The 14,391-nt window shown below is 58.5% G+C and carries 12 protein-coding genes; 11 read left to right on the top strand and 1 reads right to left on the bottom strand.

The window, feature by feature from the left end; genetic code table 11:
- Window positions 1-339 precede the first annotated feature (339 nt).
- Window positions 340-474 carry a hypothetical protein gene (locus tag CWI66_RS18530; RefSeq protein ID WP_254893829.1) on the top strand — a complete coding sequence of 45 codons (135 nt, stop codon included), beginning with the start codon at window positions 340-342 and terminating at the stop codon, window positions 472-474.
- 14 nt (window positions 475-488) lie between these two features.
- Here CWI66_RS18530 and xseA read toward each other — a convergent pair whose 3' ends face one another.
- The gene (gene xseA, locus CWI66_RS02255; protein WP_100730815.1) at window positions 489-1,832 is read right to left on the bottom strand and encodes an exodeoxyribonuclease VII large subunit; all 1,344 of its coding nucleotides are present in this window, start codon (window positions 1,830-1,832) and stop codon (window positions 489-491) included.
- Between the two features lie 228 nt (window positions 1,833-2,060).
- Here xseA and CWI66_RS02260 point away from each other — a divergent pair, with 228 nt between their 5' ends.
- The 10 genes from CWI66_RS02260 to CWI66_RS02295 all read left to right on the top strand — a co-directional run bounded on the left by CWI66_RS02260 (window position 2,061) and on the right by CWI66_RS02295 (window position 14,281).
- Window positions 2,061-3,260, top strand: a complete 1,200-nt coding sequence (locus tag CWI66_RS02260; protein ID WP_232710697.1) for a Na/Pi cotransporter family protein — start codon at window positions 2,061-2,063, stop codon at window positions 3,258-3,260.
- Window positions 3,261-3,285: 25 nt separating this feature from the next.
- A complete protein-coding gene (locus CWI66_RS02265; RefSeq protein WP_016914803.1) occupies window positions 3,286-3,972 on the top strand; it encodes a phosphate signaling complex PhoU family protein in 687 nt (228 codons plus the stop codon).
- Window positions 3,973-4,134: 162 nt separating this feature from the next.
- Window positions 4,135-5,604 (top strand): IMP dehydrogenase, encoded by a 1,470-nt coding sequence (gene guaB / locus CWI66_RS02270; protein ID WP_016914802.1) that lies wholly within the window; start codon window positions 4,135-4,137, stop codon window positions 5,602-5,604.
- A gap of 88 nt (window positions 5,605-5,692) precedes the next feature.
- The gene (guaA, locus tag CWI66_RS02275; RefSeq protein ID WP_081137365.1) at window positions 5,693-7,270 is read left to right on the top strand and encodes a glutamine-hydrolyzing GMP synthase; all 1,578 of its coding nucleotides are present in this window, start codon (window positions 5,693-5,695) and stop codon (window positions 7,268-7,270) included.
- A 64-nt stretch (window positions 7,271-7,334) separates the two neighbouring features.
- A complete protein-coding gene (locus tag CWI66_RS02280) occupies window positions 7,335-7,595 on the top strand; it encodes a hypothetical protein (protein ID WP_100730816.1) in 261 nt (86 codons plus the stop codon).
- Window positions 7,592-7,744, top strand: a complete 153-nt coding sequence (locus tag CWI66_RS18145; protein WP_016914799.1) for a hypothetical protein — start codon at window positions 7,592-7,594, stop codon at window positions 7,742-7,744. The genes CWI66_RS02280 and CWI66_RS18145 overlap by 4 nt, the downstream gene beginning before the upstream one ends.
- A 144-nt stretch (window positions 7,745-7,888) precedes the next feature.
- Window positions 7,889-8,842 (top strand): HsdM family class I SAM-dependent methyltransferase, encoded by a 954-nt coding sequence (locus tag CWI66_RS18535; protein ID WP_269799666.1) that lies wholly within the window; start codon window positions 7,889-7,891, stop codon window positions 8,840-8,842.
- Window positions 8,796-10,283: an HsdM family class I SAM-dependent methyltransferase gene (locus CWI66_RS18540; protein ID WP_269799667.1), complete on the top strand. Its 1,488-nt coding sequence runs from the start codon at window positions 8,796-8,798 to the stop codon at window positions 10,281-10,283. The genes CWI66_RS18535 and CWI66_RS18540 overlap by 47 nt, the downstream gene beginning before the upstream one ends.
- Complete coding sequence (locus CWI66_RS02290; RefSeq protein ID WP_100730817.1) at window positions 10,280-11,515, top strand: restriction endonuclease subunit S; 1,236 nt, start codon at window positions 10,280-10,282, stop codon at window positions 11,513-11,515. Before CWI66_RS18540 ends, CWI66_RS02290 begins: the two co-directional genes overlap by 4 nt.
- Before the next feature lie 9 nt (window positions 11,516-11,524).
- Window positions 11,525-14,281, top strand: a complete 2,757-nt coding sequence (locus CWI66_RS02295; protein WP_198517425.1) for a type I restriction endonuclease subunit R — start codon at window positions 11,525-11,527, stop codon at window positions 14,279-14,281.
- Window positions 14,282-14,391 lie beyond the last annotated feature (110 nt).

The following is a 14,391-nucleotide window of genomic DNA, read 5'->3' on the forward strand; positions in this document are numbered from 1 at the left end:
GTGGAAGCAGGAAGGTTCTGGGGGTGATCTCAGAACCCTCGCCCAAAGCGCGAAGCGCGGCGGGCGGGGAGTGTCAGAACGTAGACCAAAGGCGCAGGCCGGGGCAAATGCCGAAGAAGTCCATTCACTTCCGATAGCGACAATTAATAAATGCTATTTAAACACTGCATGAGTGGATGCCAAACGGGCCTGGAAGGGGGTAACTCGCTGCTTTGGAAAGAGAAGCCTGAAAACCAGGCTGGGCATTACATGGCCCTGCGGTGCGGCCTTCATGGCAAGCGGGTGGGGAGCGGCTATAGTGAGGGAGGCAACACACACCACCAAGGATCAGGAGGTAGCATGTCCCCGGATAAACACGACCAGAAGCAAGAGCAGAAAAAAGACCAGCGCGACGATCATCACGACGACGCCAACCCGATGCCGGATACCCATCACGTCAATCCTTCCCCGGACGAGTCATCGGACAAAAAGTAATCACCAGTGCGGCGCTATTTCTGATAGCGCCGTTTTACTTCCACGTTCAATCGCCCCTCACCCAGCTTCAATTTGAGCAGCTGGCCTGGCTGAGTATCCTGGGCGCGGCGCACGATCTGGCCTTGTTCGTCCTGGGCGATGGCATAGCCACGGCCTAGTACTGCCAGCGGGCTGACCGCGTTGAGTGCCCGGGCGGCGCTGTGTAGGCGTGCCTGGCGCGCTTCGAGCTGGCGCTGCATGGCGCTGGCCAAGCGGCGTTGCAGGCGTTCGATGCGCTCGCTTTCTGCCCGGTGCAGCCGGGCCATGTCCTGGCTGGCCAGCCGACGGCCGAGCTGGCCAAGCTGGCGCTGCTGTTGGCTTAGCGTGAACTGCATGGCGCGCCCTAGCCGCTGGGTAAGGGCTTGCAGGTGCTGGCGCTGGTGGGCCAGCCGCTCTCCCGGGTGGCGGAGCCGAGCGTGCAGGGCGTCCAGCCGCTGGCTATCGCGCTCCAGGCGGGTTTGCAGGGCGCGCTGCAGGCGCTGTTCGACTTGCCGAAGCTGGCGCTTGAGGGCGTACTGGTCGGGCACCAGCCGCTCGGCGGCGGCGGAAGGGGTGGGGGCGCGCATGTCGGCGGCGAAATCCGCCAGGGTGACATCCACTTCATGGCCCACGGCAGACATCACCGGCAACCGGGAGTGGAAGATGGCCCGGGCCAAGTGCTCGTTGTTGAACGCCCACAGGTCTTCCAGGCTGCCGCCGCCTCGGGTGATCAGCACCGCATCCTGGGCGGGGTCGAGCCGCGTCTGGCGGTTGAGCAGCGCCAGGGCAGAGATCATCGCCGGGGCCGCTTCTGCGCCCTGTACCGGCACGGGGATCAGCGTCACGTCGGCCAATGGCCAGCGCGCTGCCAACACCGCCAGCACATCGCGGATGGCGGCGCCGCTGGCGGAGCTCAGAATCAGCAGCTTGCGTGGCGGAAAGGGCAGTGGGCGGGCGTTGGCAAATACCCCTTCGCCTTCCAGCTGCGCCTTCAGGCGCTCGTAGGCTGCCAGCAGTTCGCCCAGCCCCGCGGCCTGCACGGCGTCGGCGATCAGCTGGTAATCGCCGCGGGGTTCGAACAGCGAGACCCGGCCGCGCAGCTTGACCTGGTCGCCATCGCGCATGGGGGCCGATACGAACCGCGCCCGCTGGCGAAACAGCGCGCAGCGCACCTGGGCGCGGTCATCTTTCAGCGTGAAGTAGATATGCCCGGACGCCGGGCGCGACACGTTGGAAAGCTCGCCTTCCACCCACACATCGCCCAGGTCGTTCTCCAGCGCCTTGCGCGCCTTGAGATTGAGTTGACTGACCGATAGCAGGGGGGCGTTGGGAGCGCTCATGGGAGTTTCCAGTCGCGGGTGAAAGCGGGGATGCGGCCGCTCATTAGACAATACGTGCAGGGCGCACAGCAATGGCCTTGACGGGCTCTCTGGCGTACCATGCGCGCGGAAGGCGGCGCTGCAAGATAAACGTCATCAAAGTGTCACAAAACAATGCTAGGGTGCCCGCCGACACAAAAGTGTCACGAAAGCGTCACATTAGATGTTCACCAACAGGGCAGATTGCTCATGTCGAATCTCGGACCTTCACAAGATCGTCCTGCGCTGGCTCGCCAAGCGCCTCACGAAGTGCCCGCCTGGCTAAGAGGTATCTACGCTGGCTTGTGCTTGTATCTGTTCCTGGCTGCTCTGAACGTTCTGGGTGCGGGGTTAGGCACCTTCGGCAGCGACAGCGACTTTTTGACCCGCGCCTTCGCCTATGGCCAGAACCCCTTCATTGCCTTGATGGCGGGCGTGCTGGTCACCATGATCGTGCAGAGCTCCTCGTTCACCTCGGCGCTGATCGTGACCCTGGTGGCCAGTGGCGAAATGACCCTGGGCACGGCGGTGTTCGCCATCATGGGGGCCAATATCGGCACGGCCGTCACGGGCGTCATCGTGGCGCTGGCCAACGTGCGTATCAAGCGTAACTTCCGCCGCTCGTTCACCGCGGCGCTGATGCACGACCTGTTCAACATCCTCACGGTACTGCTGATCTTCCCGGTGGAGTGGCTGACCGGCATGTTCCACGAGCGTGGCTACGGCATTTTCACCCGCCTGGCCGCCTGGCTGGCGGACCTGATTGGCCTGGAAGAAGTCGCCCGCCCCAACAGCCCTATCAAGATCATTACCGCCCCGGTGGTAGATGCCGCCAACTGGCTGGGCGCGGCGCTGATGCCCACCACCGCCGCCGCTGGGCTGATGGTGGCAGGCATCGGCCTGCTGCTGATGTTCACTGCCCTGGTGTTCATGGTGCAGAACCTGCGCGGCGCGCTGCTGCGCCATATGGATGGCCTGTTCCGTACCTACTTCTTCCGTACCGATGCGCGGGCCTACGGCGTGGGTGTGGTCTCGACCGTACTCGTGCAGTCCAGCTCGATCACCAGCAGCCTGATGGTGCCGCTGGCGGGGGCCGGGGTGGTGCGCCTGCGCCGCGTGCTGCCGTTCATGATGGGGGCCAACCTGGGCACCACCGTGACCAGCGTACTGGCGGCGACCGCCAACCCGATTGCGGCGGCGATGACGGTGGCGCTGTTTCACGTTATCTTCAATCTTACCGGCACCGCGATCTGGTGGCCGCTGCGGGTCATTCCGCTGCGTATTGCCACCTGGTATGGACGCCTGGCAGGGCAGCACATTCGCTATGCGTTCCTGTTCCTGATCGGTGTGTTCCTGATCGTGCCGCTGGTGGGCATCACGCTGACCGAATTCTTTATCCGCCTGCGCTAAGCGCGGCCAGTTGAGAGGTTTCCCCATGTTCAAACAGCTTTTTAGTGCGCTTACCTCGGAAACCAGCATCGACCAGGCCTACGCGGACCTGACCCAAATGCTGGAGCATGGCGCCTGGATGTTCTCCCGAGCCAACGAGGTGCTGTACAGCACCGTGGCCGCCGAGGACGTACGCACGCCCCTGTACGAGCGCGACGTGGCGGTCAACGAGCTGGAACGCTCGATTCGCCGCAAGGTGCTGCGCCACCTGACCGTCAACCCCGGCCACGACGTGGCCATTTGCCTGGCGCTGATGAGCGTGGCCAAGGACGCCGAGCGTATCGGCGATTACTGCAAGAACGTCTTCGAGGTAGGCGCGTTCTACACCGAAGGCTTCCATGTAGACCGTTACCAGAAGCCCCTGGACAGCATCGCCGAGCGCTTGCGAGGGCTGTTCAGCGAGCTGATTGCGGCCACGCGCAACTCCGATGAGCAAAAGGCCCACGGCATCATCACCGCCACCCGGGAGATTCGTCACATCAGCGACGAGCTGATCGAATCCCTGCTGCGGGAAGAGGACAGCATCGAGTTCCACGAAGCCGTGGCCTACTCGCTGCTGGCGCGCCACTACAAGCGTGTGGCCTCGCACCTGGCCAACATCGCCACGGCGGTGACGGGCCGCCTGGAAGACCTGGACTTCCCCAGCGAAGCCGACGACCGCGCGCTGGACTAAACCGCCCGCGCCACACCGCAGTGGGCTTCGCCCAGGCCAACGCAGAGGGCCACCTTCAGCAGATCATCGCAGGATGGTTTGCTGGGGTGGCCCTCGAAACGTTATAATGGGCGATTAACCTTTCACGCCCCATCTTCCCACTTTACATTGGGTGTTGCCGCTATGCTACGTATGGCCCAAGAAGCGCTTACGTTCGATGACGTACTTCTCGTTCCTGGCTTCTCCGACATTCTGCCCAAGGATGTCAGCCTCAAAACCCGCCTGACTCGTAACCTCTCGCTGAATATTCCCCTGCTGTCTGCCGCCATGGACACCGTGACCGAAGCGCGTCTGGCAATTGCAATGGCCCAGGAAGGCGGCATCGGCATCATCCACAAGAATATGACCATGGCCCAGCAGGCCGCGGAAGTGCGCAAGGTGAAGAAGCACGAAAGCGTGATCGTCAAAGACCCGGTCACCGTGAGCCCCAAGGCCAAGCTGGAAGACCTGCTGGCCATGGCCCGCGAATATGGCTTCTCCGGCTTCCCAGTGGTGGAAGGCGAGACCCTGGTGGGCATCGTCACCGAGCGTGACATGCGCTTCCAGCCCAACGTGGGCGACAGCGTGGCCGACATCATGACGCCCCGCGAGCGCCTGGTCACCGTACCGGAAGGCACCGAGCTTGAAGTCAGCAAGGCCAAGATGCGCGAACACCGCATCGAAAAAATGCTCATCGTCGATGACGCCTTCCACCTGCGCGGCCTGGTGACCTTCCAGGATATCGAAAAAGCCCGCACCTACCCCATGGCCGCCAAAGACAGCGACGGCCGCCTGCTGGTAGGCGCTGCGGTGGGCACCGGCCCGGAAACCCCTGACCGCGTGGCGGCCCTGGCCGAAGCAGGCGTCGATGTGGTCATCGTCGACACCGCCCACGGCCACTCCAAGGGCGTCATCGACCGCGTCCGCTGGATCAAGGAACACTTCCCGCAGATTCAAGTGATCGGCGGCAACATCGCCACCGCCGCCGCCGCTACCGCGCTGGCCGAAGCGGGTGCCGATGCGGTGAAAGTGGGCATTGGTCCTGGCTCCATCTGCACCACGCGTATCGTGGCTGGCGTGGGCGTACCGCAAATCACCGCCGTTTCCAACGTGGCCGAAGCGCTGAAGCCCTTCGACATTCCGCTGATTGCCGACGGCGGCGTGCGCTTCTCCGGCGATTTGGCCAAGGCCATTGCCGCTGGCGCAAGCGCCGTGATGGTAGGTGGCCTGCTGGCCGGTACCGAAGAAGCACCGGGCGAAGTGGAGCTGTACCAGGGCCGTACCTACAAGGCCTACCGTGGCATGGGCTCCATGGGTGCCATGTCGCAGAGCCAGGGCAGCGCCGACCGCTACTTCCAGGACAAGGACGCCGGAGCCGAGAAGCTGGTGCCGGAAGGCATCGAAGGCCGCGTACCCTACAAGGGCATGATGAGCGCCATCGTTCACCAGCTGATGGGCGGCCTGCGCGCCTCCATGGGTTACACCGGCTGCCGCGACATTCAGGAAATGCGCACCAAGCCCGAGTTCGTACAGATTACCGGCGCTGGCTTCAACGAGTCTCACGTTCACGACGTGCAGATCACCAAGGAAGCACCCAACTACCGGGTGAGCTAACCAGCGCAGTTAGTGACATGGCGGCGGGCATTGCCCCGCCGTCTGCTTTTTAGCCAATGCGGGTATTCCGCGTTATAGAGGCTTCGCCATGAGTGACATTCACGCCCACAAGATTCTGATTCTCGACTTCGGCTCCCAGTACACCCAACTGATTGCCCGCCGCGTGCGCGAGATCGGCGTATTCTCTGAAATCCGCGCCTTCGACATCACCGAAGAAGAGATCCGCGAATACAACCCCAACGGCATCATCCTGGCCGGTGGCCCGGAATCCGTCACCGAGCTGGACTCCCCCCGCGCTCCCGAGTGCGTGTTCGAAATGGGCCTGCCGGTGTTTGGTATCTGCTACGGCATGCAAACCATGGCCGAGCAGCTGGGCGGCAAGGTGGAAGGCTCCAACCAGCGCGAGTTCGGCTACGCCCAGATCCGTCTGGACGCCGAAACTGCCCTGTTCAAGGACATCAAGGACCACGTAGACCCCGCCACCGGCAACGCCCTGCTGGACGTGTGGATGAGCCACGGTGACAAGGTCGCCAAGGCCCCGGACACCTTCACCGTGACTGCCTCTACCCCGAGCTGCCCGATTGCGGCCATGGCCTGGGAAGAGAAGCAGTTCTACGGCGTACAGTTCCACCCGGAAGTGACCCACACCCTGCAAGGCCAGCGGATTCTCGAGCACTTCGTGTTGGATATCTGTAAAGCCGAAAAACTGTGGACCCCCGCCCAAATCATCGAAGACCAGGTACAGCGCGTACGCGAGCAAGTCGGCGACCGCCACGTACTGCTGGGCCTCTCTGGTGGCGTAGACTCCTCCGTAGTAGCCGCACTGCTGCACAAGGCCATTGGCGAGCAGCTCACCTGCGTATTCGTCGATAACGGCCTGCTGCGCAAGAACGAAGGCGACCAGGTCATGGAAACCTTCGCCAAGCACATGGGCGTGAAAGTGATCCGCGTGGACGCCGAAGCGCTGTTCCTGGAGAAGCTGCACGGCGAAAAAGACCCGGAAGCCAAGCGCAAGATCATCGGCAACACTTTCATCGACGTGTTCGATGACGAAGCCAGCAAGATCGAAGGCGTGGAATTCCTGGCCCAGGGCACCATCTACCCGGACGTGATCGAATCCGCCGCCTCCAAAACCGGCAAGGCGCATGTGATCAAATCCCACCACAACGTGGGTGGCCTGCCGGAAACCATGAAGCTCAAGCTGGTGGAGCCGCTGCGCGAACTGTTTAAAGACGAAGTGCGCAAACTCGGCCTGGAACTCGGCCTGCCCTACGACATGGTCTACCGCCACCCGTTCCCCGGCCCCGGCCTGGGCGTGCGCATTCTGGGTGAAGTGAAGAAAGAGTACGCCGACATCCTGCGCGATGCCGACGCCATCTACATCGAAGAACTGCGCGCCGCCGGTTGGTACGAAAAAACCAGCCAGGCCTTCGCCGTGTTCCTGCCGGTGAAATCCGTTGGCGTGGTCGGCGACGGCCGCCGCTACGAATGGGTCATCGCGCTCCGCGCCGTCGAAACCATCGACTTCATGACCGCCCGCTGGGCCCACCTGCCCTACGAGCTGCTGGAGAAGGTTTCCAACCGCATTATCAATGAGTTGGAAGGCGTATCGCGGGTGACCTATGATGTGAGCAGCAAGCCGCCTGCTACGATTGAGTGGGAGTGATCCTACGTCCAATTAGGGTAATGGTTAGCTAGACTCAACAAGGCCGCTCAACGATTGAGCGGCCTTGTTGTATGATTCGCATATACCTAAGGGCCGGAATATTCCGCTCGAAAGCTTCATTGAGCAGTTCCTCAGCGTTCAAGAGGTGGTGAATCGAGTAAAACGAGAATTCGGCTCAAGGGTCTGTCTCGATCTCATCATCAAGGACACCGACCACACAAATCAGCACTGGGAATCGGATATCGATTCGATTGATCCATTCCTGCCCGAGCGCTACACTCATGAACAGCTGAAAAGCCTATTATCAGGCGAGGATGAGTCATGAAAGATAAAGTGTCGAAATCTACCCCGCTGACGCATTTTGCGCGTCATGCGAGCGCTGAGCAGAAGCAAGCCGTGCGTAATAAGGTCATCCATAACGCCATCGCTCGTCAGAAGCGTGTTCTCGACCAGGCTAAAGAGCTGAATTGCTAGCTTAGCGGTTGAGCAGTCGCATTTCCTTGGCCCGCCGATGAGCGGGCTTTCTGTTTCTGCCTGTTTTTTAGTGGCTTGCGAACAGCAGTTCATGCGCCCTAAAAATCGGGCTAGCGTTAAATATCATAAGGTTACATTTCATCAATGAATCAGGTTTCTCATAACAGCCTTGTCTCTTTTATTTGGAAAATTGCCGATGACTGCCTGCGCGATATTTATGTCCGCGGCAAATACCGTGATGTCATCCTGCCCATGGTGGTGTTGCGCCGCCTGGACACCCTGCTGGAGCCGACCAAGGACGCGGTGCTCGAAGAGGTTCGCTACCAGAAAGAAGACGAAGGCGCGCTAGAGCTGGATGAGGAGCCCTTGAAGGAAGCCTCCGGCTACGTGTTTTACAACACCAGCCATTGGACGCTAAAGAAGCTGCACGGCACCGCCACCAACAACCAGCAGATTCTGTTGGCGAATATCGAGGACTACCTCGATGGTTTCTCCGATAACGTCAAGGAGATCATCCGCCGCTTCAAGCTTTTCGATCAGATGCGCCACATGGCCGACAAGCAGGTGCTGCTGGAGGTCATCGAGAACTTCGTCTCGCCCTATATCAATCTGACGCCCCACGACAAGGAAGACCCCGAAGGTAACACCCTGCCGGGGCTCTCGAATCTCGGCATGGGCTACGTGTTTGAAGAGCTGATCCGCAAGTTCAACGAAGAGAACAACGAGGAAGCCGGGGAGCACTTCACGCCACGTGAGGTGATTCACCTCATGACGCACCTGATGTTTGACCCGATTAAGGGGCTGCTACCCCCACTCATGACGATTTATGACCCGGCCTGTGGCTCGGGTGGGATGCTGACCGAGGCCCAGAACTACATCAAGGATCCGGAAGGCTTGATCAAGGCTGGCGGCGACGTATATCTCTATGGCAAGGAGATCAACGACGAGACCTACGCGATCTGCAAATCCGACATGATGATCAAGGGTAACAATCCCGAGAACATCCGCGTTGGCTCCACACTCTCCAGCGATGAGTTTTCCGCCGAACGCTTTGATTTCATGCTCTCCAATCCCGCCCTACGGCAAGAGCTGGAGTAGCGAGGTCAAGTACATCAAGGAGGGCAAGGATGTCATCGATCCTCGCTTTCAGGTGGAGTTGGCGGATTATTGGGGAAATAAAGAGACCGTAGACGCCACCCCGCGCTCCTCGGATGGCCAGTTGCTGTTCCTGATGGAGATGGTCAACAAGATGAAGCCTGCGGGCACCAGCCCGCTTGGTTCGCGCATCGCCTCCGTTCACAACGGCTCCAGCCTGTTTACCGGCGACGCGGGCAGCGGCGAATCCAACATCCGCCGCTACATCATCGAAAACGACATGCTGGATACCATCATCCAGCTGCCGAACAACCTGTTTTACAACACCGGTATCACCACCTATATCTGGCTGTTGACCAACGCCAAGCCGGAAGCCCGAAAAGGGCGTGTCCAACTGATCGACGCCAACCTGCTCTACCGCAAGTTGCGCAAGAACCTGGGCGACAAGAACTGCGAATTTGCGCCCGAGCATATAGAAACGATCACTAACGCCTACCTCGACTTTGCCCCCATCGAGCGGGAAATCGACGCCAACAACGACCCGCAGGGCATCGCCGTGCAGGTGTTCGATAACGACGACTTCGGTTACTACAAGGTCACTATCGAGCGCCCCGACCGCCGACGCGCCGGTTTCAGCGCCGAGCGCATCGCACCGCTACGCTTCGATAAAGCATTGCGGGAGCCGATGGAGTGGCTGTGGGAAACCCACGGCGACAAAGTTTACGAACCAGGCTTTTTGAAAGGCGAAGCCAAAGCCATTGCCGCCTGGTGCGAAGAGCAGGGCATGACCCTGAACGCCAAGCAGCGCGGCAAACTGACCGATACCCGCTACTGGCTCAAGCTGCGCGATCTGCATGATGCCGCCACCGCCTTGATGAAGCAGATCGGCACGCAAGAGACCGATGACTTCAACGCCTTCCGAGACACTGTCACCAAAACGCTCAAGGCGCAGAAGATCAAGCTAACCGCCGGAGAGAAAACCGCACTGCTTAACGCCGTGAGCTGGTACGACGAGCACGCACACAAGGTGATCGACAAGCGCTACCCGCTCTCGGAAGAGGGCGTGAGAGGTCTGATCGAGCGCTACGGCTGTACCGAGGAAGCGCTTTCGGACTTCGGCTACTACCTTCAAGACGACGGCAGCTATCTGACCTATGAGAGCGCCACCGACCTGCGCGATGCCGAAAGCGTGCCGCTGAAAGACAGCATCCACCATTATTTCCTGGCAGAGGTAAAGCCTCACGTAGAGGAGGCTTGGATCAACCTCGACTCCGTGAAGATCGGCTACGAGATCAGTTTCAACAAATACTTCTACCGCCACAAGCCGCTGCGAAGTCTGGACGAGGTAACGCGGGATATTTTGGCGCTGGAAAAGCAGGCCGATGGGCTGATTGCGGATATTCTGGGTGTCGAAGTGGCGACGAAGCTGGAGTTGGCGGAATGAGTATCGCGGCTTATCCTAAGTATGAGAGTTACAAAGATACGAGTATCAAATGGTCTCCTGAAATACCTCAGCATTGGGGTATTATGCCATTGAAGTTTATGGCAAGAATGAAAAGCGGAGACACGATTACAGCCGAGCAATTCACAAGCGATGGGTTCCCTGTTTACGGCGGAAACGGATTTCGAGGTTTTACGGATAGAAAAACACACACTGGCAAATTTGTGTTGATTGGCAGGCAAGGCGCATTATGTGGAAATGTCAATTATGCGCATGATGATTTTTTTGCGACGGAGCACGCTATAGTTGTATCGCCCAAGAGACCAATTGAAACTATCTGGCTCGGAGAAGCCATACGTTGTGCGGGTTTCAACCAGCTATCTCAATCTGCGGCTCAACCAGGTATCTCTACCGAAGTGATTGGTAACCAGCGCTTTCCATTCCCCCCGCTCCCAGAGCAACGCGCCATCGCCGCATTTCTGGATAACAAATGCGCCAAAATCGACCAGGCAGTACGGATCAAGGAAGCGCAAATCAAGCTCCTGCGCGAGCGTCGGCAGATCCTGATTCAGCAGGCCGTCACTCGTGGCCTGAATCCTGATGCGCCCATGAAGGACAGCGGCATCGACTGGATTGGTAAGATTCCTGCGCATTGGAAGGTTTGGCGCAGTAAATTCCTTTTTAAACAAAGTAAGGAGTTAGCTCGCAAGAACGATATTCAATTATCGGCTACGCAGTCTTTCGGGGTTATCTCACAGGAAAAGTTCGAATCTTTAGTAGGGCGTAGGGTCGTTAAAATTTCAACTAATCTCGATAAGCGAAAACATGTCGAACTAAACGATTTCGTCATAAGCATGAGAAGTTTCCAAGGGGGGCTTGAAAGGGCTTATTCAACGGGCTGCATTCGCTCATCATACGTCATCCTTAGGCCTGCGCCGGAAGTGAACCCGGATTTCTTTGGCTATTTGCTGAAGACCCCGCGCTACATCCATGCGCTTCAGATTACCGGAAATTTTATCCGCGATGGACAAGATCTGACATTTGAAAATTTCGCTGACGTGGATCTTTATGTCCCGCCATATCAGGAGCAGGCTGAAATTGCAGATCATATTAAACATAGCTGTGACAGAATCGACGATGCCATAAAGATCAAGCAAAACCAAATAGCTAAGCTTAAAGAATACAAAACCACCCTGATCAACGCGGCGGTCACGGGCAAAATCAAGGTCAGTTAAGGGGCAGTCATGAGTTACGCGGTAAGCGACACCACGGAGAAAGCGCTGGAACAGGCCATCGAACGCAGCCTGACCGGCACTACCAGCGAAGCACAGGCGCAGGGCATTACCGAGCCTGCGACTTACGGCGTGAGTGGTGCTTACCGCCTTGGCCATGCCAGCGACTTCGATGCCACGCTGGCGCTGGATACCCCTCGGTTCTGGGAGTTTCTCGAAACTACCCAAGCGAAAGCGCTCGACAAGCTCAAGAACCGCCACCCCGCCGATTGGCAGGCTCGCATTCTCGGCCAGTACGACAAGGTGATCAAGCGCAAGGGTGTGTTGCACCTGTTGAAAAAAGGGCTGCCGGTCGAGGATGCCCACCTTATCCTGATGTACCCCGCGCCGCTGGCCAGTTCCGCCCATACGGTGCACGACAACTTTGCCGCTAACGTGTGGAGCGTGACGCGCCAGGTGCATCACTCGTTGGCGAACTCGAACGAGTCCATCGATATGGTGTTGTTCGTTAACGGCCTGCCCATCGTCACGCTAGAGTTGAAAAACGCTCGGACCGAGACCGCCAGCTATCACGGGAAAAAGCAGTACCGCAACCGGGATGCCAGCCAGCCACTGCTGCAGTTTGGCCGCGTGCTGGTGCATATGACCGCCGATACCGACGAGGTTTGGATGGCCACCAAGCTCGCCGGGGATGCCACCTGGTTTCTGCCGTTCAACAAAGGGCATAACGAAGGTGCGGGCAACCCGCCTAACCCGAACGGCCACCGTACTGCTTATCTATGGGAAGAGGTGTTCAAGCCCGACAGTCTCGTCGGTATCATCCAGCACTTCGTGCTGCTGGAAGGTAAAAGCACCGACCCGCTGGCGAAGAAAAACCTGATCTTTCCGCGCTACCACCAGCTCAACGTGGTACGCAAGCTGCTGGCCCATACCGCTGCGCATGGGGTGGGCCAGAGTTACCTGATTCAGCACTCCGCCGGATCGGGAAAATCCAATTCGATTACCTGGGCCGCCTACCAACTGATCGAAAGCTACCCCGAGCAGGCCGACCTGCCCGGCGCGAAGGCGCTGGATGCGCCGCTGTTCGATAGTGTGATCGTGGTGACCGACCGCCGCCTGCTGGACAAGCAGCTACGCGAGAACATCAAGGATTTCTCCGAGGTGAAGAACATCGTCGCCCCGGCGATGCGCTCTTCGGATCTCCGAGCGGCGCTGGAGAACGGCAAGAAGATCATCATCACCACGATTCAGAAGTTTCCCTTCATTATCGATGGCATCGCGGATCTCTCTGATAAGCGTTTTGCCGTGATCATCGACGAAGCTCACAGCGGCCAAACCAGCCACTCTCAAGGCAATATGAACAAGGCCATGGGGGGAAGTGCGGAGACGGACGACGAGGACAACCAGGACAAAATTCTCACATCCATACGGGCGCGCAAGCAGCGGGACAACGCTTCTTACTTTGCATTCACGGCGACCCCCAAGAACAGCACGCTGGAGATGTTCGGGGTGGCGCAGCCTGAGGGCGGCTACAAGCCATTTCATCTTTACAGCATGAAACAGGCGATCGAAGAGGGTTTCATCCTCGATGTGCTGGCCAATTACACCACCTACAAGGGCTATTACGAGATTCAGAAGTCCATCGAAGACAACCCTCTGTTCGATACCGCCAAGGCGCAGAAGAAGCTGCGCGCCTTTGTCGAACATCGCCAGCAAACCATCGACATCAAGGCCGAGGTCATGCTGGATGACTTCGTCGATAACGTGGTCAACAAGAAAAAGCTGCGCGGCAAGGCGCGGGGAATGATCATCACTCAGAATATCGAGATGGCCATTCGCTACTATCGCGCGGTACAGAAAGAGCTGGAGAAGCGCGGCAATCCGTTCAAGGCGTTGATTGCCTTTTCGGGTGATAAGGAGGTCGACGGCATCAAGTACACGGAAGCCGAGATGAACGGTTTCCCCGAGGAGAAGACGCGCTTCTATTTTGATGGCTACGACGATAAAGGCAAGCCGATGCTGCTGAACGGCCAGAGCGTCGAGAACACCTTTCGGTTACTGGTGGTGGCCAATAAGTATCTGACCGGCTTTGATCAACCCAAGCTTTGCGCCATGTATGTAGACAAAAAGCTGCAGTCGGTGCTGGCCGTTCAGGCGCTATCCCGCTTGAATCGCTCGGCGCCCAAACTGGGTAAGCGGACCGAAGACCTGTTCGTGCTCGATTTTTTCAACGAAGTCGACGATATCAAAAAGGCGTTCGATCCCTTCTTCACCGTGACGACGCTGTCGCAGGCGACAGATGTTAACGTTCTGCATGACTTGAAAGATGCACTCGATGAGACCGGTGTTTACGAGTGGGAGGAAGTTGACGAGTTCTGCCAGCGTTTCTTCAACCAGGAGGATGCCCAGAAGCTGAGCCCACTCATCGATACAGCCGCCGAGCGATTCAACGCGGAGCTGGGGCTCGAGGATAAAGACAAGATCGACTTCAAGATCAAGGCCAAGCAGTTCGTCAAGATCTACGGTCAAATGGCGTCGATCATGCCGTTCGAAGTCGTGGCATGGGAAAAGCTGTTCTGGTTTATGAAGTTTCTCATTCCGAAGCTGAAGATTCAGGACCCGAACCAGGATGAGCTCGACGAGCTGCTCGAGTCCGTCGACCTTTCCTCCTACGGATTGGGCAGAACGAAGCTCAACCATGCGATTACACTGGATGCCGAAGAAGCCACGCTCGATCCGCAAAACCCCAACCCGCGTGGGTACCGTTAAGAAGAGAGCCAGAAGGACCCGCTCGAGGAAATCATCAAGACCTTTAACGAACGCTGGTTTCAAGGCTGGAGCGCTACGCCGGATGAGCAGCGCGTCAAGTTCCTGAATAT

The organism is Halomonas sp. 141, assembly GCF_002810305.1.
Lineage (GTDB): Bacteria > Pseudomonadota > Gammaproteobacteria > Pseudomonadales > Halomonadaceae > Vreelandella > Vreelandella stevensii.